This window comes from Ferrimonas sp. YIN67 (assembly GCF_057219095.1).
Genome location: NZ_JBXVVJ010000002.1, coordinates 480,320 through 499,249, shown reverse-complemented (window position 1 = coordinate 499,249; position 18,930 = coordinate 480,320). Strand labels below are relative to the sequence as shown.

At 55.9% G+C, this 18,930-nt stretch carries 21 protein-coding genes and 1 tRNA gene; 12 read left to right on the top strand and 10 right to left on the bottom strand.

Annotated elements, in window-relative coordinates:
• Window positions 1–85: 85 nt before the first annotated feature.
• The 3 genes from AC2D8U_RS05925 to AC2D8U_RS05915 all read left to right on the top strand — a co-directional run bounded on the left by AC2D8U_RS05925 (window position 86) and on the right by AC2D8U_RS05915 (window position 3,257).
• Entirely contained in the window at window positions 86–1,543 is a 1,458-nt protein-coding gene (locus AC2D8U_RS05925) for an FAD-dependent oxidoreductase (protein ID WP_484618128.1), read from the top strand.
• Between the two features lie 110 nt (window positions 1,544–1,653).
• On the top strand, window positions 1,654–2,130 hold the full coding sequence (locus AC2D8U_RS05920) for an Hsp20/alpha crystallin family protein (protein WP_484618127.1): 477 nt from the start codon (window positions 1,654–1,656) through the stop codon (window positions 2,128–2,130).
• Between the two features lie 233 nt (window positions 2,131–2,363).
• Window positions 2,364–3,257, top strand: coding sequence for a L,D-transpeptidase family protein (locus AC2D8U_RS05915; protein WP_484618126.1), 894 nt, complete (start codon window positions 2,364–2,366; stop codon window positions 3,255–3,257).
• Between the two features lie 58 nt (window positions 3,258–3,315).
• Here AC2D8U_RS05915 and AC2D8U_RS05910 read toward each other — a convergent pair whose 3' ends face one another.
• Window positions 3,316–3,579, bottom strand: a complete 264-nt coding sequence (locus tag AC2D8U_RS05910; protein ID WP_484618125.1) for an Lpp/OprI family alanine-zipper lipoprotein — start codon at window positions 3,577–3,579, stop codon at window positions 3,316–3,318.
• Window positions 3,580–3,792: 213 nt separating this feature from the next.
• Window positions 3,793–4,431, bottom strand: a complete 639-nt coding sequence (trhA, locus tag AC2D8U_RS05905; protein WP_484618124.1) for a PAQR family membrane homeostasis protein TrhA — start codon at window positions 4,429–4,431, stop codon at window positions 3,793–3,795.
• A 324-nt stretch (window positions 4,432–4,755) separates the two neighbouring features.
• Between trhA and AC2D8U_RS05900 the strand changes: the two genes are divergently transcribed.
• Window positions 4,756–5,151 carry a hypothetical protein gene (locus tag AC2D8U_RS05900; protein ID WP_484618123.1) on the top strand — a complete coding sequence of 132 codons (396 nt, stop codon included), beginning with the start codon at window positions 4,756–4,758 and terminating at the stop codon, window positions 5,149–5,151.
• Window positions 5,152–5,164: 13 nt separating this feature from the next.
• Here AC2D8U_RS05900 and AC2D8U_RS05895 read toward each other — a convergent pair whose 3' ends face one another.
• Window positions 5,165–5,872, bottom strand: coding sequence for a metallophosphoesterase (locus tag AC2D8U_RS05895; protein WP_484618122.1), 708 nt, complete (start codon window positions 5,870–5,872; stop codon window positions 5,165–5,167).
• A gap of 721 nt (window positions 5,873–6,593) precedes the next feature.
• Between AC2D8U_RS05895 and AC2D8U_RS05890 the strand changes: the two genes are divergently transcribed.
• Window positions 6,594–7,928: an alkaline phosphatase gene (locus AC2D8U_RS05890; protein WP_484618121.1), complete on the top strand. Its 1,335-nt coding sequence runs from the start codon at window positions 6,594–6,596 to the stop codon at window positions 7,926–7,928.
• Between the two features lie 115 nt (window positions 7,929–8,043).
• On the opposite strand, the gene AC2D8U_RS05885 is transcribed toward AC2D8U_RS05890, so the two are convergent.
• Window positions 8,044–8,829 (bottom strand): M90 family metallopeptidase, encoded by a 786-nt coding sequence (locus tag AC2D8U_RS05885; RefSeq protein WP_484618120.1) that lies wholly within the window; start codon window positions 8,827–8,829, stop codon window positions 8,044–8,046.
• 330 nt (window positions 8,830–9,159) lie between these two features.
• On the opposite strand from AC2D8U_RS05885, the gene nrdD reads away from it, so the two are divergent.
• The 4 genes from nrdD (at window position 9,160) to AC2D8U_RS05865 (ending at window position 13,444) form a co-directional block, all read left to right on the top strand.
• Entirely contained in the window at window positions 9,160–11,277 is a 2,118-nt protein-coding gene (gene nrdD / locus AC2D8U_RS05880) for an anaerobic ribonucleoside-triphosphate reductase (protein ID WP_484618119.1), read from the top strand.
• A gap of 190 nt (window positions 11,278–11,467) precedes the next feature.
• On the top strand, window positions 11,468–11,938 hold the full coding sequence (gene nrdG / locus AC2D8U_RS05875; RefSeq protein WP_484618118.1) for an anaerobic ribonucleoside-triphosphate reductase-activating protein: 471 nt from the start codon (window positions 11,468–11,470) through the stop codon (window positions 11,936–11,938).
• A 91-nt stretch (window positions 11,939–12,029) separates the two neighbouring features.
• Window positions 12,030–12,689: an NAD-dependent epimerase/dehydratase family protein gene (locus tag AC2D8U_RS05870; protein ID WP_484618117.1), complete on the top strand. Its 660-nt coding sequence runs from the start codon at window positions 12,030–12,032 to the stop codon at window positions 12,687–12,689.
• Between the two features lie 110 nt (window positions 12,690–12,799).
• Window positions 12,800–13,444, top strand: a complete 645-nt coding sequence (locus AC2D8U_RS05865; protein ID WP_484618116.1) for a hypothetical protein — start codon at window positions 12,800–12,802, stop codon at window positions 13,442–13,444.
• A gap of 81 nt (window positions 13,445–13,525) precedes the next feature.
• Here the strand turns inward: AC2D8U_RS05865 and AC2D8U_RS05860 are convergent, their stop codons facing one another.
• From AC2D8U_RS05860 to AC2D8U_RS05835, 6 genes are all read right to left on the bottom strand, one after another.
• Window positions 13,526–13,765: a hypothetical protein gene (locus tag AC2D8U_RS05860; protein ID WP_484618115.1), complete on the bottom strand. Its 240-nt coding sequence runs from the start codon at window positions 13,763–13,765 to the stop codon at window positions 13,526–13,528.
• A gap of 92 nt (window positions 13,766–13,857) precedes the next feature.
• Window positions 13,858–14,184: a TusE/DsrC/DsvC family sulfur relay protein gene (locus AC2D8U_RS05855; RefSeq protein WP_484618114.1), complete on the bottom strand. Its 327-nt coding sequence runs from the start codon at window positions 14,182–14,184 to the stop codon at window positions 13,858–13,860.
• Window positions 14,185–14,188: 4 nt separating this feature from the next.
• Entirely contained in the window at window positions 14,189–14,479 is a 291-nt protein-coding gene (tusB, locus tag AC2D8U_RS05850) for a sulfurtransferase complex subunit TusB (protein ID WP_484618113.1), read from the bottom strand.
• A complete protein-coding gene (gene tusC, locus AC2D8U_RS05845) occupies window positions 14,476–14,835 on the bottom strand; it encodes a sulfurtransferase complex subunit TusC (protein ID WP_484618112.1) in 360 nt (119 codons plus the stop codon). The genes tusB and tusC overlap by 4 nt, the downstream gene beginning before the upstream one ends.
• A gap of 19 nt (window positions 14,836–14,854) precedes the next feature.
• Window positions 14,855–15,244 (bottom strand): sulfurtransferase complex subunit TusD, encoded by a 390-nt coding sequence (tusD, locus tag AC2D8U_RS05840; protein WP_484618111.1) that lies wholly within the window; start codon window positions 15,242–15,244, stop codon window positions 14,855–14,857.
• Between the two features lie 87 nt (window positions 15,245–15,331).
• Window positions 15,332–15,988 carry a Bax inhibitor-1/YccA family protein gene (locus tag AC2D8U_RS05835; protein WP_484618110.1) on the bottom strand — a complete coding sequence of 219 codons (657 nt, stop codon included), beginning with the start codon at window positions 15,986–15,988 and terminating at the stop codon, window positions 15,332–15,334.
• A gap of 204 nt (window positions 15,989–16,192) precedes the next feature.
• On the opposite strand from AC2D8U_RS05835, the gene AC2D8U_RS05830 reads away from it, so the two are divergent.
• From AC2D8U_RS05830 to AC2D8U_RS05820, 3 genes are all read left to right on the top strand, one after another.
• Window positions 16,193–16,283, top strand: a tRNA-Ser gene (locus AC2D8U_RS05830).
• A gap of 1,081 nt (window positions 16,284–17,364) precedes the next feature.
• Window positions 17,365–17,904: a GrpB family protein gene (locus AC2D8U_RS05825; protein WP_484618109.1), complete on the top strand. Its 540-nt coding sequence runs from the start codon at window positions 17,365–17,367 to the stop codon at window positions 17,902–17,904.
• A 420-nt stretch (window positions 17,905–18,324) separates the two neighbouring features.
• A complete protein-coding gene (locus AC2D8U_RS05820) occupies window positions 18,325–18,864 on the top strand; it encodes an ATP--cob(I)alamin adenosyltransferase (protein ID WP_484618108.1) in 540 nt (179 codons plus the stop codon).
• Window positions 18,865–18,930: the final 66 nt, after the last annotated feature.

Sequence of the window (18,930 nt, the reverse complement as noted above, 5' to 3'; positions counted from 1 at the left end):
AGATAAAAACAGGGAGGTTTTCAAGATCTGTTTGGCAGATTACAATGCGTCTGAGTCCTGAATTTTGTTATGGAAAACGCTGTAGATGACGCCTGCCTTACCTGCGCTTCAACACGATCCTCACTCTTCACCCGTCATTGCTATCGTTGGCGCCGGCGTTGCCGGTGCCACCATTGCGCTGAAGCTCGCTCAGAGGCATCGATGCAAGGTGGTATTGCTCGAAAAGGGCGAGAGTGTGGTCAACGGACCACCGATCTGCCATCTTCACGCGGGGGGCAATTTGTATCGGGAGATCCCGGAGTCGGAGTGTCTGGTCCTGTTGGAGCAATCGATAGAGACACTCAAGTTTTATCCCCATTGTGCCAATATCCGGCCAACGGTGATCGCAGTACCCACTCGAGATCCGGGTACGGTTGAGGAGTTGTTACCTCGTCTTACTCAGCTTCAGGCTCACTACCAGAAGCTGGTGAATGATGATCCCGCGAATCGGGTTCTGGGGGCACCCGAAGAGTACTTTCGTCTCTATGAGCGAGAGGCGATGGAGGCTCTGGCGAAGCAACCGCTGCCCGAGCGCCCGATGACGGCGGATGACTGGATGATCCCCCTGGCGCGAGAGCTGGATATGAACCGGGTCAAATGGCCTTTGATCCAGGTACAGGAGTACGGCCTCAGCGTCTTCCGACTGGCGGCGAATGCGATGCTAGCCCTCAAAAGCTTGGATAATTGCCAGTTGATGCTGGGCACGCGGGTGACCCAGGTTAAGGAGCAGGGTGGCGGTTGGCGGATTGCTTTTGAACAACAACAGCACCGGGGAAGTATTCAGGTGGATTACCTGATCAATGCTTGCGGATTTCGAAGCGGCGAGTTGGATGATCTGATCGGCAAGAAACGCCAGCGCCTGGTGGAGTTTAAGGCCGCTTATGTCACGCACTGGCCAGAGGCTCAGGGCCACTGGCCGGAAGTGATCTTCCATGGCACCCGGGGAACGGATCAGGGAATGGCCCAGTTTACCCCATACGCCGATAACTACTTTCAGCTCCATGGCATGACCAAGGCCATCACCCTGTTCGAGCAGGGACTCAGTGCCAGTGGGGAGATCAGTGCCCAGCCCAAGCTACCACGTGTATTGGCACAAAAGCTGGAACTGGGGTGGGATACTTATACCGCCGCCCGCCGCAGTCGTAATGCCATCAACCATTTAGCCTATTTCTTGCCCGCCTTTGGTGCGGCGGAGATTGGGGGTAAGCCCCTATACGGGGCGCAGCAGATCCCAGGTGAAAACCCTGAGTTACGGGCTGCCGATGTCTCTTTTTGTGGACCGAATTACGCTCGTGCCGAAATCGTTAAAGCAAATTCGGCGCTGGCGGTGGCGGCGGCCATTGAAAACCGGTTGATGACGTTGGGCTGGCTGGAGGCGAAGGCTAAGCCCTGCCTGACACCTGTGCTGTTGGCCGAAGACGTGGAAGCCGCTGCCTGTAATCTTGCCGGTCAGAGACGTTATCCCAATGCACTGGCCCGGCGGGTTGGGACCAGTGATCGGTAGGGAGATGGTTGGTTGAGCCTTGATCTGGATCAACTCTTTTCCTTGCTCTTTAGGCGCACCGCACCCATATAAGTAATGAGGTTCAGGAGATATGGTTAAGGAGGTGGATCATGCGTCGAGGATTCCCCAGCCTGTTTGGCCATAGCCGTGCTATGGACCCCTGGCGCAATGACTTTGGCAGTCTGTTTGAGCAGTTAGATCAGTTCTGGCCCTTTGGTGTCAAAGAGGGTCAGGGTCAAGGTAGGTTGATCCCGGCCGTGGACGTTCGTGAGCTGGACGATCTGCTTGAGATCACCGCTGATCTGCCCGGGCTGGCCGAAGAGGATATTGAGTTGCAATGTTATGGCGATCGCCTGTTACTGAAAGCCGAGCGCAAAAGTGAACACAAGGAGGAAAAGGAGAAGGGCTATCAGGTTGTAGAACGCAGTTATGGCACGTACCAACGTGTTGTTCCTTTGCCCTTTACCGTCACCGACAACGCCAATATTCGCGCCAATTACCGTGATGGTGTATTAAAAGTGATGATCCCGAAGCCGGCTGAAGCACAAGCTCAGCAAAAACCTATCCGGATCAACTTTGAGCACTAGTACGGTGTTCGTATCAACGCCCGGGCAATGACTCGGGCGTTGTTGTTTTGCGGGGAAAATGACAACGTTTAAGATCGCTTTTTCATTCAAACTGGTCGCCTTTCTATCTTATCTTGTGCGCGCAGGTGCAGTCCCTGATCCCCCCCGTGAGAGTAATGCCTTTCACGGCGCAGATGCGCCAAAGGGACTGGGCTGGTAGACTGGGCGTTTGTCAGTCAAGGAGAAGCTTCTTCGTGCGTCATCTGTTGTATCTTTTGCTTGCATTTACCTTGCCTCTGCAGGCGGCCATCTATTCGGCACCCCAAGCTCAAAGCCGTTTGATCGGTTTTGCCATGGAGCACAGGGTGGAGCAAGGTCAATCCCTCGATGCGATCGCCCAGCAATACAATATGGGGCTGCTCGGACTGATAGCGGCCAATCCTGAGGTTGATCCCTTGTTGCCGACACCCGGCAGTTTGGTTAAGTTACCCTCTCAGATCCTGTTGCCGGATGTGGAGCGGGTTGGCATAGTGGTGAACATCGCCGAGCTGAGATTGTATTACTTCGAAAATGCCCGGCAGCGGGTACATGTCTATCCAATTGGAATCGGTGTTATTGGTCGGGAAACGCCCATCGGTCTGACTCGGGTGAGCCAGAAACGCAAAGACCCCACTTGGACGCCTACCGCGACAACCCGACGCAACTGGTTCGCTGAAAATGGCGTAGAGCTGCCGAGAGTTGTTCCACCAGGGCCGGATAATCCCTTGGGTCACAGGGCGTTGCGTCTGGGTTTTGGCAATGGGGAATACTTGATCCACGGTACGAACCAGGATTTTGGCATCGGCATGCGGGTATCTGCCGGGTGTATTCGTTTGCGCCCCGACGACATTGAGCACCTGTTTGACATGGTGCGGGTAGGGGAGCCAGTTCGGGTGATCAACGAACCGGTAAAGCTGTCCGAAGAGATCGATGGATGGTACATCGAGGTTCATGAGCCCCTGTCTGGAGATGTTGAGCTGGACCGAGCTGACAAGTCTCTAGAACTCAGTGAAGAGATTCTGCAGCAGCTGGATGCACTGCCCGGCTCTCCCCAGCGTCTTCAACAGTTGCTTGAGGAGCAAAGCGGTTTGCCCATGCGTTTGTTATGAAACGGAATGAAAACAAAAGGCTCGCCAATGGCGAGCCTTTTTTACATGGTATTCGTCGTTACTTTTTACGGTAACCGGATGCCATGTTATCGATACGGGCGTTGGCACGCGCCGCTTCTTCTTGTGCTTCCATTGCGGCCGCTTTCGCATCATTGATGTTACTGTTCATGGCAGCGTGCTGTGAGCTCAGGTTACCCACTTGATCAGCCAGAGCATCAACCTTATTTGACAGAGCGTCAACTTGGGCTTCGAGATCTGCGGTGTTTGCACAACCAAACAGCAAACCACTCATGGCGAGACCGACCAACAGTTTTGCTTTCATATCCTCTCCTTAAATTCGGTACAGCGACGAACGACGGCAGTAAGGAATGCGATTCATACGAGGCCGTCGCGCCGTAAAGTATGGCATAAAAGTAAGCCGACTCAAGGTTGGCATACCTGATAAGTCTTTGCCAACAAAAAGTTTTGCTTAGATCTGATGCAAAAGGCATAAAGATAAAACGTTTTACTATGGCGATCTTTGCTGGCTCGGGTCTCAGGGAATCACATAGACGCCGACTGCGACGCAGTGGCAGGCAGCCCCTCCCAGTACAAAGAGATGCCAGATGGCGTGAGTATAGGGCCTATGTTTCGCCGCATAGAAGAGAGTTCCCAGGCTGTAGCTCAATCCACCACTGAGTAGCAGGATAAAGCCTGGTAGTGCCAGTACATGGTACAACTGCCAGATCACTACCAAGCTGGCCCAGCCCATGGCAAGGTAAGTTAAAAGCGCAAGCTTCTTGAAGCGATCGATAAAGAAGGCTTTGAACAGGACACCCGCGCCGGCTAATAGCCAGATCAGCGCCAACAAACCCAGTGACAACTCGCTGTTAACGGCGATCAGCATGAAAGGCGTGTAGCTGCCGGCAATCAAGAGGTAGATGGCACAATGGTCGAGTCGTTTAAACATCGCTTTGGCTTGTTGGTGAGACACTGCGTGATAAAGGGTAGAGCAGAGAAACAGCAGGATCATGCTGCTGCCATAAACGCTGATCCCTGCAAGCTCACCGGGAGACAGGACAGGGATCCCTTTGGCAAGCATCAGGGTAAACCCCACGATCGCAGCAGCGACGCCTAAACCGTGTGATACGGCATTGGCGATCTCCTCTCCCTGTGAATAGGCACGGACGGTCATAGTGCTTCCTTTCAGAACTTTTTGGGTCATCTTACCAGTAAATTTTGAGCGAACAAGTGTGCGCTCAAATTTCTTTTCGGCACTCAAGGCTGGGTCGAGTCATGACTGAGTGAGTTGATGCTTGGGTGTCATCGAGCAGGGCAAAGGTCGCCTGGTGTCGCTACGTTTTATCCAGCTTGTTGTATCTTCACCAGGGCGGAGCCCCCTTTGGTTGTCATCAAGCCGTGTGACATAAGCCAAAAGTCCTTAATGCCAAAGGTAAATAAGGGTTTCTGTAATGACTGGAGTGAACATATCACTTTTAGACTGGGTTAGGATGGGGCCATGATTTTTGACGATCCTCGTTCGATAATGTGGGCGCGAGTTACCATTCGATTTATTCTTTCGGCACTGGTGTTGCTGTCTGTGTATGCCCTGTCGACCAATCAAAGTGATGAGGCGTTAACGCTCCTCTGCTGGCATAGCCTGTTTGGACACTTCTTGCTCTACGGTACGCTAACCGTATTGGCTAATTTTGCGTTTTCGTTCCAGTGTATTCACGCGTTTTTGCCTTTGCCTAAAGGGGCGATGGTGATTGGCGCCATCGCCCTGTTTGAAGAAGTGATGATGTTTGCGTTACAGCAAAGCTTTACTTTTGAGTTGGATATCTTGGCGGATCTGTGCGGGATCCTGGCTGGCTGCCTGGTTTCGGCTTATTTGGTTCACCGCTTGAAGGTCTAATCTGCTTTACGGTCTACCTCAACAGTTCGATCAAGTGGTGGCTCTCGAGTATTGTGAGTTTTCCTCCGGGGTAGCCGGCGCCAGTGTCGAGCCAGATCCGGTTACCATGGCTGCGCAGCATGGCTTGTGGTGTATGACCCGTCACCAGTACATCGATGCCAAGAACGGGGGAGGGGTAGTCTCCTCTGTTCATCTTGCTCAGCATCTGGCGGGACCACTGACAGATCGCCCACTCCTCTTGGCTGAGGCCTGCAACGCAGCGTTGACGAAAGGCTGGCCAGCTGTTGCCGGGCAACTCGGCGTGGACCACGCCTATGGTAGCGAGCCGTGTTTGGATCTCCAGTGCAAGGGGCAAGTGGGGCAGCAGCGCCAAGCCTTCTGACGCCACTCTCTCTTGCTGGCCTGGCGGCAACTTGGCAAACCACTTTCCTCCGGCGTTGAGCCAGAAGTTCATCTCCTCTTCTCCTCCCTGCAGGGCGTTGAGCATCATCCACTCGTGATTGCCCTGAACGGCGAAGAACCAGGGCTGCCTGAGTAGGCCCAGGCAAGCGGGGCTGTCAGGACCGCGATCGATCAGGTCGCCCACACAGATCAGGCAGTCACCTTCATCGGGGTTAAACCCTTGTTGACGAAGTGCCTGCTGTAACCGGGCATACTCACCATGAAGATCGCCGACAAAGAAAACGCGCTCGCTGCAGGTAAGGGTTTTAAATGGACTCATCACTCTAAGGCTATATCACTCTCTGAAAGAGGGCGACAAAAGCTTCATCGCGATTTGTGGGAAAGCCCCCGCTCGCGATTGCCGCCATGGTGCTCAGCTTGTCCGACTTCTGGGGTCGCCCTGGCGGGGAAATGCCTTTCGCGGTTCATCAAGGGGGTTCGCCCCGTTGGTGTGGTACCGCGCGGGCAGCATTTGTGCCGCGACAGCTGGGATGCTGATGAGCCACTAACACAAGGGCTGCTGCCGGATGCGCGCTTTGCCCTGACGCCTCTGAGCCTTCATTGGGGGCATATCCTTAATTCCACCCGGTGCGGCAGGGGCCCGGCCAGAGTCGGCTTGATGACGGCGCGGTTCCTGCTTTTTTAAAAAGACCGGCTACGGCATTCCTGCCCCCACTGGCCTTTCGGGCCATCCAGGCTTTCTCCCTTGCCTTGCAGGGCTTCACTCGGGCATTAAGCCGCTGGGCACCCGGTGCGATCTGTCATGGGGTAAAGAGGGCAGGATCGCCCAAAAGGCGGTTATTTGGAGGAAACCGTCATTCCTCGGAGATCCGTGAAGCAATAAGTAAAAGCTGTTTGGAGCAAAAGGGCGTCATTTCCCGGGCGGGAAGCCAAGTGAAAAACTGTGGCCTGTGACTAGGAAGCGGTTGTGGCCATGGGGTACTCTTTACCCTTAAATTTCAAAGTTTTTACATGTAAGTTCACTCATGACGGATAGCCCAATGAACAGGATTAAGACGCTGACGATCTCTGCCTTGACCATGGCCCTCGCTGGCTGTGCCTTGGCCCCATCGTCTTCGGCACCTCAGATCAATAATGTGATCTTTATGATCGGTGACGGCATGGGCCCGGCCTATGTGACGGCACACCGCTATGATGTGGCGGGACGGCCCGGCAAAGTGGTCGAACCGACCGTGTTTGATGAGCTGATGGTTGGGGCGGCCGCCACCTATCCGGGTAAGAACACCTTCGTGACCGATTCCGCCGCCTCGGCTACGGCATTGGCCTCCGGCGTGAAAACCTATAATGGTGCCGTCGGAGTGGATCTGGACAAGCTGCCGGTGCGTTCCATGCTGGAGCAAGCCAGAGAGGCGGGGATGAGCACAGGGGTTGTGGCAACGTCACAGGTGAACCATGCGACCCCCGCCGGTTTTGTCGCCAACGTGGCCAAACGCAGCATGTACGACATCATCGCCGAGCAGTACGTCCATAAGCGCATTGCCGATAAGACCATGCTGGATCTGATGATCGGTGGCGGTCAGCGCTACTTCTCCCGGGATGAGGGTGGACTGGCTGATCAGCTGCAACAGAAGGGCTGGCAGCAGGCCTGGGACATGGAGCAGATGCAGCAGCTGGATAAGCTGCCGGCCATGGCCCTGATGGCGGATACGGGCCTGCCCTTTGCCATCGATACCGACTACCCCAATCGACTGGAGCTGATGACCGATAAGGCGCTGGAGCTGCTTTCTGCTCGTGACGAAGGCTTCTTCCTGATGGTGGAGGGCAGTCAGATCGACTGGTGTGGTCACGCCAATGACATCCGTTGTGCTCTGGGCGAGATGCATGATTTTGCCAAGGCGATCGAGCGGGCCAAGGCTTTTGTCGATGAAAATCCGGATACCCTTCTGGTGATCACGGCCGATCACTCGACCGGCGGGCTGACCCTGGGCGCTCAAGGCAAATACCGCTGGCTGCCAACGGTGATCAACCAGGTTCATCGTACCTCCGGATACATTGCCGGGCAGATGCTTGAGGAGCCTGAGCTGGAAATCGCCGAGATCTGGTCACGTCATGCCGATCTGGTCCTGACCGAGCAGGACCTGGCCGAGCTGGAACTGGCCCGTCAGCAGCAATTGGCGGGCGAGCATAATTATGCCCTGTCCAATGCCATCTCTAAGGTGGTGGCCCATCACTCCTACACCGGATGGACCACCCATGGACACACAGGTGTCGATGTGAACGTGATGGCTTATGGCGCGGGGGCCGATGCCTTTATCGGCTATCAGGACAATACCGACATTGCTAAGAAGATCATGGCGGCCATTGAGGCTCGCTGAGCACCCGCTTGGATACAACGGCCTGCAGAGATGCGGGCCGTTTTTCATTGGGCTGAGCTCGGCCAACCCTTATACCTCAGGTTTTGAGTCTCTTGTCCGGTATTGAACTGGGCAGCTAGGCGTTTGCCGGTGCCCGCTGGCGGGGATCCTGGCGGTAATAGGCCTGAAGCTGGCGATACCAGTCGGGGAAAGCCTGGAACAGGCGATGGGGCAGGGTAAAGAATGCTTCAGAGCTGACCGCAAAAAACTCGTCGTCGCTTTCCAGGGCATAGGGATCCATAGGTAGGGCTTGTAGCCTTTGCTCGTCGTCCCCACAGGCAGCCAGGGCCTGCTCCAGTCCCGCCTTGGCGTGTGCCAATGTCCGTTGCCAATCGTTTAGCCGAGCCAGGGGGAGAGGAGGGCAGCCATTGATCTCGCCGCTGGCCATATCGAGCTTATGAGCCAGTTCGTGGATCACCAGGTTAAAGCCACTCCAGTCGCCACAGTGTGCCAGATCTTCGAGGGAAAAGAGTACCGGCCCCTGTTCCCAGGCTTCGCCGATCAAAAGGCCGGGTTGATCATGCACCAGGCCATACTGATCCTGATAGGGGCTGGGGGTGACAAATTCATCGGCGTAGAAGCGCACTTCATAGAAAGTGGCATAGCAGTCCAGTCCTGAGCTTAGCTCCAGAACCGGCAGCGCGGCCATCAGGGAGGTCCTGATACAGGTGGGTTCATCCAGTATGCCTTCCACCACGACAAAACGTTTCTGCTTAAGGAACTGTTGACCCAGGGCGATCAGTCGCTGGCTTTGTAGGGGGGTGAGTCCATGCAAGATCGGGAGCCGTCGGAGATAACTCCGCCACATTCGCTCACGGGATTTTTCATCGATTCTGCGACGATGTGTGAACCAGTTCAGCATGCGGCTTTTGCTTGTTTAGCCGGGTTTGGCAGACAAAGAAATTTGCAGATCAAGCTTGAATTCTCCTAAGGGTGATCGGCGACAAGTATCCGGTTTTTTGAGGTGATCCGAAAGGGGCTTTTGGCTATAGTGCGCCGCCTTTAGGGCCGACTGCCCAGAGCCTCACCAACCTTTGCTCGCATTCTAAGCCAACACACCTTTTGTTGATCCGGATCACTATCATTCGGGAGCGGATGGTGCTTGAATGTGCCACCATATGTTGTGTTAGAAATTTTGCCCGTCACCATATCTGGTGCCGGATGGGACCATGATTCATAGGAGTGATAGACGATGCCAGTTGTGATTAAGCGGGATGGATGCCGCTCGACGTTCGACGGTGAACGCATTAAACAGGCCGTTTTGCGCGCCGCTGCCGCCGTGTGCAAAGGCGATGCAGGCTATGCCCAGAGGGTGGCTGATACCGTAACCGAACAACTGGCAAGTCAGGCCGAAGTGGCCATCGAGCAGATCCAGTCTGCGGTGGAAGATGTCTTGATGGCCGGACCTGAGAAAGAGGTGGCCCGCGCCTACATCGAGTATCGTCATGATCGGGATGTGGCCCGTGAGCGCGCCAGCCGTCTGAACCAGGAGATCCGTGGCCTGGTTGAACAGAGCAATGACGCTCTGCTTAACGAGAACGCCAACAAGGATGCCAAGGTGATCCCGACTCAACGGGATCTGCTGGCGGGGATCGTCGCCAAGCACTACGCCTGTCGCCATATCCTGCCCCGGGACGTGGTCGAAGCCCATGAGCGTGGTGAACTGCATTACCATGATCTGGACTACGCCCCCTTCTTCCCCATGTTCAACTGCATGTTGATCGATCTTAAGGGGATGCTGACCGGCGGCTTTAAGATGGGCAATGCCGAGATCGATACCCCGAAGTCGATCTCCACCGCCACGGCGGTCACTGCCCAGATCATCGCTCAGGTGGCCAGCCACATCTATGGCGGCACCACCATTAATCGCATTGATGAGGTGCTGGCACCCTACGTTCGCACCAGCTATGACAAGCATTTGAAGGTGGCCCAGGAGTGGGACATTCCACGGCCCGAGGCCTATGCTCAGGCACGCACCGAGAAGGAGTGTTACGACGCCTTCCAGTCTCTCGAATATGAAGTGAACACCCTGCATACCGCCAACGGCCAGACGCCGTTTGTGACCTTCGGTTTTGGCCTGGGGGACAGCTGGGAAGCGCGCCTGATCCAGCAGTCGATCCTGAAAAACCGGATCCATGGCCTGGGCAAGAACCGCAAGACCGCGGTGTTCCCTAAACTGGTGTTTGCCATCAAGGATGGCCATAACCACAAGGCAGGCGATGCGAACTATGACATCAAGCAACTGGCCCTAGAATGTGCCAGTAAGCGGATGTACCCGGATATCCTCAACTACGAGAAAGTGGTAGAGGTGACCGGCTCGTTCAAAAACCCTATGGGCTGCCGCTCCTTCCTCAATGCGTTTGAAAAAGACGGGCAGTTGGAGCACGAAGGGCGTAACAACCTTGGGGTGGTTTCCCTGAACCTGCCCCGCATCGCCATCGAAGCCAAGGGTGATGAGCAGCGTTTCTATTCCCTACTGGACGAGCGGCTGACGTTGGCCCGCAAGGCGTTGATGACCCGTATCGAGCGGCTCGAAGGGGTCAAAGCCCGAGTCGCCCCCATCCTGTACATGGAAGGGGCCTGTGGTGTGCGCCTTAACGCCGATGATGAGATCACCGAGATCTTTAAAAACGGCCGGGCGTCCATCTCCCTGGGGTACATCGGCCTGCACGAAACCATCAATGCCCTGTTTGGCGATGGTTGCCATGTGTATGACTCCCAGCAGCTTCGCGACAAGGCGCTGGGCGTGGTAAGCCGGCTTAAGCAGGCGGTGAACCAGTGGACCGAGGAGACGGGTTACGGCTTCAGCCTCTACTCGACGCCGAGCGAAAACCTCTGTACGCGTTTTTGTAAGATCGACACCAAGGCCTTTGGCCTGGTGAGTGGCGTGACCGACAAGGGCTACTACACCAACAGCTTCCACCTGGATGTGGAAAAGAAGGTGAACCCGTTCGACAAGATCGATTTCGAGATGCCCTATCCGGCGATCACCTCAGGGGGCTTTATCAGCTATGGTGAGTACCCGAACATGCAGCATAACCTCGAAGCGTTGGAAAATGTGTGGGACTACGCCTACAGCCGAGTGCCTTACTATGGGACCAACACTCCCATTGATGAGTGTTACGACTGTGGCCACACCGGAGAGTTTGATTGCACCAGCAAGGGGTTCGTCTGCCCCAACTGTGGCAACTCGGATCCTTCCAAGGTGTCGGTGACCCGCCGGGTCTGTGGCTACCTGGGCAGCCCGGATGCGCGTCCTTTTAATACGGGCAAGCAGGAAGAGGTCAAGCGTCGGGTCAAGCACCTGTAATTGGAGCAGGGCGCATCGCGGCCAGGTACTGGGGCGAAGCCCAGGACCGGTTCCTGGTTTCTAAGAGCGAGGTGGCTGGAGATGATCACTTTTTCCTGCTCTTAGAAGCCCGTCCTAGAACCTGATACCTAACCGTATGAATTTTAAAGCCTCGATCCGTTCGGGGCTTTGCTGTGAACAAGGCAAGGTAATGAATTACCACCAGTACTATCCGCTTGATGTGGTCAATGGTCCCGGAACCCGCTGTACCCTGTTTGTCTCAGGATGTGAGCACCAGTGCCGTGGCTGTTACAACCAGTCGACCTGGCGCCTGGACTCGGGACATCCTTTTGATCAGGCCATGGCCGATCGCATCATTGCCGATCTCATGGATCCCCGGATCAAGCGTCGCGGGCTCTCTCTGTCCGGCGGTGATCCCCTTCACCCGGCCAATTTGACCGATGTTTTGGCACTGGTAAAGCGGGTGCGTCGTGAAGCGCCGGGTAAAGATATCTGGGCCTGGACCGGCTATACCCTGGAGGCTTTGACACCCAGTCAGCAGGAGGTCGTAGCCTTGCTGGATGTTTTGGTGGATGGGAAATTTGTCGAAGCACAAAAGGATCTGAGTTTGCCCTGGCGCGGAAGTCGAAATCAGTTGATTCATCGACTGACCCCGCAATAACATAGGCTTCCGCTCGGAATCGCTTGTTGCGCCGAGCGGGCCTGATTAAGCTTTTGCTGTTTTGATACTGGGTTTTTGAGAAGCGATAACAATGAGATCCGTACTAGTTGCCGGGGCCACGGGGGCGACCGGCAGCGCCTTGGTCAACCTGTTGTTGGCCGACGAGACCATCGAGTCCGTCCACCTGCTAAGCCGCCGAACCACCCACTGGCGCAATCATGAAAAAGTCACCGAACACATTTTAGCCCTAGAGCGGATCGACGTGCTACATGCCAAACCGGCCGTGACCGAGATCTATTGCTGCCTGGGCACCACCCTCAAGCAGGCAGGGAGCGCCGAGGCGTTTCGTGCCGTGGATCACGATGCCGTGCTGGCCTTGGGACAATGGGCGAAGAAGCACCAAGTCCAGGCGATGCATGTGATCACCAGCCGGGGGGCCAACCCTGCCAGCCGTAACCTCTACCTTCGTACCAAGGGGGAAGTGGAGCAGGCGCTGTCGGCGTTGGATCTGCCCAGCCTCTACCTCTATCAGCCCTCGGTGTTGATTGGCGAGCGTAATGAGCGTCGTCGCCGGGAGGAGTGGGGCGCCAGGGTTTTGCGCACCATGGATTGGCTGCCAGGCAGTCAGGCGTGGACCCCGGTACCGGTAAAATTATTGGCGACCGTAATGCATGAGTTGGGCCAAGCGCCACAGCGCGGTCGATCCAAGATCGATTCGGCCAAGATCCAGGCCCGGGCCGAAGCGGCCTAAGGCTGCTGGCCCGTCCCACCTGGCCAGGGAAGACACCTCTCTTTTCCTGGCCGGGAGCCGGCATGCGGGTGAGCCGCTAAGCATCAGAGTCCAGTTCGGAAACCATTGCAATGTCAGAATCGAGTGTGCGACGCCTCTATGCGGCTTCAGCCGGACAGTTTCATACCTGCTTCTATTGTGGCTGTGTGGCCAGCGAGGTAGATATCGTGCTACCTGCCGCCCTCAAGGATCTTCTGATCAGCCCGGATCCGACGGTGGATTACTATGAGATCCCCGCCTGTGACGAGTGCTATCAGGCGCTGCGGCGGGAGCGCACGGCGGGGCTGGAGCAGCGTTTTGATACGGCGCGAAAGGCGATTGGCCACCGATATGCCAAGGCGTTGCGGGTGTATGAGATGTGGGAGCCGGACGAGTTGGCTGAACTGAGTGACGATCTGAAGATCAGCATCGAAGCCGGGGTGAAGCTGGGTTGTGAAGCGGATCAAAGGATGCGTTTTGGCGGCTATGATTTTGAGATCAACGGCAGCAAGTATCCGGCTTTACTGGTGAATCAGCAGCCAGTCTCAGTATTTGGTGAACGTTTCAGCCACTATCGCGATGCCCTGCATTACGCCAGTCGAGCCTATCGGATCCCAAAGGCCACTCTGGCTCAGCTGTTTCTGGACCATCAGCACAGCTTCGATCGGGCGATCTCGGCACATCATGAGGCCCTAGTCCGTCGACAGGAGAGCGGAGCGCAGGGCGAGGAACGTTGACCCTAGGTGTGAGACTCCTTGCCGTCAGAGTGCGATGCCCTCTGTACAGCGACGGATCCGGCTCATTTTCCCATTTAGGCCCTAGTCTAAGATCTCCTTCAACGGCTGTTCGATCATGTCGACGGAGAGGACACCGGGAAGCGTGTGCATCGCTTCGAGCCGGGCAGGGAGGTCCTGGTTACCCTGTAGGGTTACAATCAGCTGATGATCACCCATACCGTCCTGGATCCGGGTGTCGGAGAGTGCACTCAGGTAGTGCAACACGGCATCACGGCGGCTGGGAAGCAGGTTCAGGACAAGGTTGGCGGTACGATCTTCCATAGGGTTCCCTCCTTTGAACTGGCGGTAAGTGTAGGAAAGAACGCAATCGTTTGGGGAACAAAAAAGCCGACATAGTGTCGGCTTTTATCTGTTCAGATGCAGCGTGCGGGTTTGGGCAGGCCGGCGATCTTGGTGGCCTGCTTGGCTGGGCCCTTGGGAAACAGCTTGTAGAGGTACTTGCTGTTGCCTTTATCCTCACCCAGCTTCTGCGCCATGGCCTTGACCAACACACGGATCGCCGGGCTGGTATTGAACTCCTCGTAGAAGCCCCGGACGAAGTTGACCACCTCCCAGTGGGCGTCGGTCAGGGTGATCCCCTCCTCCTCGGCGAGCAGGGGGGCCATGTCAGTGTGCCATTGGCTGGCATCAAGCAGATAACCCTGCTTGTCGGTTGGGATCTCTTGGCCGTTAAAGATCATAGGCTCACCATGTTACCTGATTACGATGTTGCAGCGTCAGTTCGACGAAAGCGGCATAGTCTACCAGCTTGGCCCCGTTTTGCGCACTCAGGCTCAGGCCCCGGGCGATAAGATCCTCCTCCAGCACATAGCAGGCATAGCGGGCCAGCAGCGGTGCGAAACGGCTTTGGGCCGCCATCACCACGGCGTCCTGAAGCAGCAGCAGGCTATCGCTGTCATTCAGCAGAACCAGGTGTGCTTCCAGGGCTTGGGGAGTCAGCTGTGGCTGAGTCAGGGTATTGAGGGTCGAATTCAAAACGTCAGTACCTGTTGGCTGTGGTTGAGCTGTGCCCGGAGGGCCTCGCGCTCCAGCGGTTGGGCCGGGAGAAGGAGGTCGTCGAGGATCAGATCCCGTTGGCGCAGGGACTCGGCACAGACGAAGATCTTCTCCACGTCGTACATGGGCAGAGCGCGGAAGGTGGCGATATGATCCTTGCTGTCAACCGTCTCGGGGGACTGCGCCTTGAGCAGCTGGTAGACGCCGTCATCGACGAAGCAGACGGCGGTGTCGATCTCGTAGCTGGCGGCCAACAGGGTCAGATCCAGCGCTTCTCGGCCCCTGCTGTTGCCATGGGGGACAGTGCGATAGACGATGGTCAGTCGGGTGCTCATGATGGGGTGATCCGGTGAATTAGCCAAATTGCACCACCCGATCGACGTCATTGGCGGCGGTAATGAATTCGCCCAGACCACCGAGGATGAATCCGGCCGCGATATTGGTGCTGTCGAGTTCGGCATCCTCGGCCGCTTCGGCGTCTATCACCCCCCGGCGCAGGCCGGCGGAGACACAACTGACAAGCTCAATGCCCTGCCGGTGGAGTTGGTCCCAGGCCCTGGCGATATCAAACTCATCGCTGGCGGGGCACAACAGACGCGAGGCATTATGCACTCCGTCCTGATAGAAGAAGACTTGGCGGATGGCATGACCATTGGCCAGGGCGGCCTGGGCAAAGCGCAGTGCCGTATAGGCATGCTGGCTGCCGTACGCCGGTCCATTAACAAATAAAACGAAAGAATTCATAGCAAAAGAAAAGGCCCACAGGCGTTATCGCTGTGGGCCTAATTGTATCCGAAACTTCACCACTAAGCCGAGGCCCAGTGGTGAGAATTAATCGTTGGACATGCCCAGCAGGCTGAGCAGGCTGACGAAGATGTTGTAGATGGAGACAAACAGGGTCAGGGTGGCGAGGATGTAGTTGCGCTCGCCGCCATGGATGATGGCGCTGGTCTGCATCAGGATGGCACCGGAGGAGAACAGGATAAACACTGCACTCAGGGCCATGGAGAGGGCCGGAATGTTCAGGAAGAGATTGGCAACAAACATCGCCAGGATCACCCAGAAACCCGCCTGCATCATGCCGCCCATAAAGGACATGTCCTTACCGGTCATCAGCACATAGGCGGACAGGCCAAAGAACACCAGGGCGGTGCCACCGAAGGCGGTCAGGACCACATCGCCCATGCCTGCACCCAGATAGGCACTGAGGATCGGGCCCAGGGTGTAGCCCAGGAAACCGGTAAAGGCGAACACCAGCGGCAGGGCCGCGGCACTGTTGGCCTTCTTGTGGATCAGGAACATCAGGCCGTAAACACCGACCAGGGTAATGATCAGGCCGGGATGCGGCAGGTTAAAGGCCATGGCGATGCCAGCCATCGCGGCGGCAAAGGCCAGGGTCATGGCCAGCAGCATGTAGGTGTTGCGCAATACTTTATTGACGACAACGCCAGATTGGGCACTGGCCGCTTCGAAACGACGGGTTTCCATAGTTGTTAGCTCCATTGTCTAGGGGCAGGGTACAGTTAACATCTAAGACTACCCTAAAATCGATAAGTTTCGTTAGTTATTGGTGGGCAACCGCTCAGTTTGGGTTCAGTTTCGCCTTTTTGGATGAAATCCGGGCACTTAGCTGAAAAATAGAGAATTTGGTCTTTACAGCATGGGGGCGGATCTCTAATATTCACAGCCGTCGGAGGGATGGCAGAGCGGTTGAATGCACCGGTCTTGAAAACCGGCATACGTTAGTAGCGTATCTAGGGTTCGAATCCCTATCCCTCCGCCATATAAAGCAAACCCTGCCATAGTGCAGGGTTTTTGCGTTTTGGGCGATTCGTATGGTGGGATAGCTTCGTAGGGCAGGTTAGCCGCGCAGCGGCGTAACCTGCCGAATGCTCCGGACTCTTCCTGGTCGCATGCAGGGAAAGGATATCCGAGTGGGGCCTTGTCAGCTTACGCGACGATGTCGCTAAGCTAACCTACGGAGCCAGAGGGTTCGCGTGCCCTACGTTCCGGGATTGTCAGCTTACGCGACTGCGTCGCTAAGCTAACCTACGGAGCCGGAGGGGCGCTTGGCAATGTTTCGGGTTCGTCATGGCCGAATGTAGGAAATGGAGGTCCGAGCGTTTTTTGTCAGCTTACGCGACTGCGTCGCTAAGCTAACCTACGGAGCCGGAGGCTTCACGTGCCCTACGTTCCGGGATTGTCAGCTTACGCAACGATGTCGCTAAGCTAACCTACGGAGCCGGAGGGGCACTTGGCAATGTTTCGGGATCGCCATGGCCGAATGTAGGAAATGGAGGTCCGAGCGTTTTTTGTCAGCTTACGCGACTGCGTCGCTAAGCTAACCTACGGAGCTGGAGGGTTCACGTGCCCTACGTTCCGGGATTGTCAGCTTACGCGACTGCGTCGCTAAGCTAACCTACGGAGCGGGGGGCGTAACCTACGGAATGCATATGTTCCTCCGAGTTGGGCCTGCTTCGTAGGGCAGGTTAGCCGCGCAGCGGCGTAACCTGCCGATCGCACACAAGGGGTAGATCACCTTGCGGCTAAGTTGATTGGGCTCGGGTAAACTTTGTGCTTTCTACCCTCTTCTCCGCCTCGTTTCGTCGAATGAGTGAGGAAAAGACCTGCAGCAATGCGGGCTTTTTATTTGCGGGGTGTTTTGATTGGGTCCCTCCATTTCCCCCCTTAGCCGATCTCTCCTGTCCCCTGGCAAGGTGTGTGACGGCTTTGTTTCCCCTGAAAACGAGCCTGTCCGTGCTTAACTCATTGATTGAGTAACATTTGCTTGCTAGTGTTCGGCCAACTTTGCCGGTGTTACGGGGCACTCCCGCTGCCACTTTGTAAAGTCTGGTGAGGAGAACATGGAATTTTTTCAACCTGAGCACTATCAAACCGCGTGTCGAGAGCGGTTCTTGAGCCACAAAGCCTTGATCCTGGAGTTAGTGCCCGATGCCAGGGTTGAGCATATCGGTGCGTCGTCGATCCCCAATGCCATCTCAAAAGGCGATCTGGATATATTTGTCGGTGTGCACCGGTCAGTGCTGGATGCAACAATCCCTGTGCTGAATAGACTGAATTTTGAGGTTAAGCGAGATACCCATCGGAGCCATGAGCTTTGCATGCTGGTATCAAAGGATGATGACGAGGTGGCGATCCAGTTGGTGGCCTTGGGCTCTGACTATGAATTTTTCATCGTATTTCGGGATCGCTTGCGCAAAGATCCTTCTCTGGTGAAGCAGTACAACGAGATGAAGCGGCGTTGTGTCGGGATCTCCGAGGGGCGTACAGGCGAGAGAAGTCCAAGTTTATCGAAGCGGTTTTGGCCTCGGCATAACCCAGAGCGTAGCGGTGATTCTTGCAGGTGTTTTGCTGTCAGTCCGGTATTGGGATCGGGTATATAAAAGGAGTTTTATAATGAGTTTAAGATTGCTGGTTGTATTGTCACTGCTCATTCTGTCTGGTTGTGCAACACCCAGGTACAGTATTCATCCCGCTGAGTACAGCGCTTGGAAGAACGGGCAGATGGAAGTGCGTGAGGCTCTCTTTAAGATCGACCATTAGACAGGGGATGTTTGGAAAATGACCTATTCACTGGAGGACAGATATCACTGGGTTAAGGTGATCCACCCTAAGCCGATGAGGTAAGCGGACGCACAGGAGTTTAGCACCATGCTCTGCTGTTGATACGCCTGGGCGGGTTGTTAGCGTCGCCTCAAGCCGGTAATTCGGCGGCGCCATTCGTTGTAGAAGTGATTCATATCTAAAGGTAAACTGGCCCGTATTTCGCCCCGCCATTTCTCTACTATTCGAGCAACCCTCCTATGCCAAGACGAGTCAGCAAGGACAAGCGTGAGCTTTGCTACCCCTTTATCTTTGAAACCGGGCCCAGCTGTGACTTTGAGGTGGAAACCGACACTCTCTGCTCCCAGGTGGGGTTTGCCATTGCCCAGTTAGAGGCCGAATTAGACGGGGATCCCCTGCTGGCGGAGCTGGTCCCTGAGCTGCACCGGGTTCAGGAACTGGTCTACCACCTCAATGGCTCGGTGCGGGGCAAATTGGCGATCACCGAAGGGGATCTGGACTGGCTCAAGGTGCATTTCGACCGTCATCAATCCTTCAGTCAGGTGCGCAGCTTTGTCTTGCCCACGGGGACGCCGGCGGTGATGGCCCTGCACCTGTGCCGCGGCGGTGCCAAGAAGAGCATCCGGCAACTGGTGCGCTGTGAGCAGGCCGAGCTCAAGGTGGATCCCATCCTGTTGCGCCTGGCCAACCTGTTGACCAACTACTTCTTCTATTTGACGGTGCGAGTGAAACAGCATCTGGATCTGCCGGAGATCCCCTTTATCAGCAAGAGCTATTGATCCCGGTTTTCCTCGCCCGTCAGGTGGGACACAAACCCCCGCCCGTCAGGTGGGATACAAACCCTC

Bases quoted from the DNA above. Each gene is read 5' to 3' on its own strand.
- AC2D8U_RS05925 (WP_484618128.1), top strand. From the start codon at position 86: ATGACGCCTGCCTTACCTGCGCTTCAACACGATCCTCACTCTTCACCC.
- AC2D8U_RS05920 (WP_484618127.1), top strand. From the start codon at position 1,654: ATGCGTCGAGGATTCCCCAGCCTGTTTGGCCATAGCCGTGCTATGGAC.
- AC2D8U_RS05910 (WP_484618125.1), bottom strand. From the start codon at position 3,579: ATGAAAGCAAAACTGTTGGTCGGTCTCGCCATGAGTGGTTTGCTGTTT.
- trhA (WP_484618124.1), bottom strand. From the start codon at position 4,431: ATGACCGTCCGTGCCTATTCACAGGGAGAGGAGATCGCCAATGCCGTA.
- AC2D8U_RS05900 (WP_484618123.1), top strand. From the start codon at position 4,756: ATGATTTTTGACGATCCTCGTTCGATAATGTGGGCGCGAGTTACCATT.
- AC2D8U_RS05895 (WP_484618122.1), bottom strand. From the start codon at position 5,872: ATGAGTCCATTTAAAACCCTTACCTGCAGCGAGCGCGTTTTCTTTGTC.
- AC2D8U_RS05890 (WP_484618121.1), top strand. From the start codon at position 6,594: ATGAACAGGATTAAGACGCTGACGATCTCTGCCTTGACCATGGCCCTC.
- AC2D8U_RS05885 (WP_484618120.1), bottom strand. From the start codon at position 8,829: ATGCTGAACTGGTTCACACATCGTCGCAGAATCGATGAAAAATCCCGT.
- nrdD (WP_484618119.1), top strand. From the start codon at position 9,160: ATGCCAGTTGTGATTAAGCGGGATGGATGCCGCTCGACGTTCGACGGT.
- nrdG (WP_484618118.1), top strand. From the start codon at position 11,468: ATGAATTACCACCAGTACTATCCGCTTGATGTGGTCAATGGTCCCGGA.
- AC2D8U_RS05870 (WP_484618117.1), top strand. From the start codon at position 12,030: ATGAGATCCGTACTAGTTGCCGGGGCCACGGGGGCGACCGGCAGCGCC.
- AC2D8U_RS05865 (WP_484618116.1), top strand. From the start codon at position 12,800: ATGTCAGAATCGAGTGTGCGACGCCTCTATGCGGCTTCAGCCGGACAG.
- AC2D8U_RS05860 (WP_484618115.1), bottom strand. From the start codon at position 13,765: ATGGAAGATCGTACCGCCAACCTTGTCCTGAACCTGCTTCCCAGCCGC.
- AC2D8U_RS05855 (WP_484618114.1), bottom strand. From the start codon at position 14,184: ATGATCTTTAACGGCCAAGAGATCCCAACCGACAAGCAGGGTTATCTG.
- tusC (WP_484618112.1), bottom strand. From the start codon at position 14,835: ATGAGCACCCGACTGACCATCGTCTATCGCACTGTCCCCCATGGCAAC.
- tusD (WP_484618111.1), bottom strand. From the start codon at position 15,244: ATGAATTCTTTCGTTTTATTTGTTAATGGACCGGCGTACGGCAGCCAG.
- AC2D8U_RS05835 (WP_484618110.1), bottom strand. From the start codon at position 15,988: ATGGAAACCCGTCGTTTCGAAGCGGCCAGTGCCCAATCTGGCGTTGTC.
- AC2D8U_RS05825 (WP_484618109.1), top strand. From the start codon at position 17,365: ATGGAATTTTTTCAACCTGAGCACTATCAAACCGCGTGTCGAGAGCGG.
- AC2D8U_RS05820 (WP_484618108.1), top strand. From the start codon at position 18,325: ATGCCAAGACGAGTCAGCAAGGACAAGCGTGAGCTTTGCTACCCCTTT.